Annotated in this window: 1 protein-coding gene; it reads left to right on the plus strand. The window is 61.2% G+C overall.

What is annotated here, in order from left to right; genetic code table 11:
* The first annotated feature begins 249 nt into the window (after positions 1-249).
* Positions 250-555 (plus strand): immunity 53 family protein, encoded by a 306-nt coding sequence (locus tag AC1DER_RS17215; RefSeq protein ID WP_477248575.1) that lies wholly within the window; start codon positions 250-252, stop codon positions 553-555.
* The last annotated feature ends 322 nt before the right edge of the window (positions 556-877 follow it).

Here is an 877-nt window from a genome sequence, read left to right on the forward strand (position 1 = left end):
CGTGGTTTTGCTTCGGTTGCGCGCACAACGCCCCCAGCCTCGGCCATTTGGGGCAGCATTTTTCCCGCTTCGGCCGGGGGCCCTGTCTTCGGCGGCATTGGGCACCGCGAGCTGATACATTCCGCCGGGGGTTGGGTCAAAGCAGAGCAGTCGGCCGCAGGTCTGGGCTCCGGTTGCGACGCTAGGCCTAACAAGTCATTCAAGCCGACACCGCTCCGCGGTGCGGCTTAACTCTGGCGTTAGGCCGCTATGGATGCTCTGACAAGGCTTCAACAGTGGTACCTCGACCAATGTGATGAGGACTGGGAGCACTCCTATGGGGTGACGATAACCACCCTCGACAACCCGGGGTGGAACCTTGAGATTGATCTTGCGGGCTCCGAACTGGAAGGAAAGACGTTTGCGCCAATCCACTACGGCATGTTTGAGGACGCCGAAACCAGTGGTAGCGAGTGGATCTTCTGTAAGGTCGCGGACAACAAGTTCAGTGCGGCCGGCGGCCCTCAGAAGCTTGAGGAGATCATCAATGTGTTCCTCAAGTGGGCGGCGGCCTAACAATTCATTCAAGCCGACACCGCTCCGCGGTGCGGCTTAACTCAGGCGTTAGGACTGTAGTCGCAACGTTGCGGCCGGTCCGGGATCGACGCGCTGTCGTGTCTGAGGTCGTCGTGGTTTTGCTTCGGTTGCGCGCACAACGCCCCCAGCCTCGGCCATTTGGKGCAGCATTTTTTCCCGCTTCGGCCGGGGGCCCTGTCTTCGGCGGCATTGGGCACCGCGAGCTGATACATTCCGCCGGGGGTTGGGTCAAAGCAGAGCAGTCGGCCGCAGGTCTGGGCTCCGGTTGCGGCGCTAGGCCTAACAAGTCATTCAAGCCGAC

It is taken from the genome of Lysobacter sp. 05T417, assembly GCF_056396405.1.

Bases quoted from the DNA above. Each gene is read 5' to 3' on its own strand.
- AC1DER_RS17215 (WP_477248575.1), top strand. From the start codon at position 250: ATGGATGCTCTGACAAGGCTTCAACAGTGGTACCTCGACCAATGTGAT.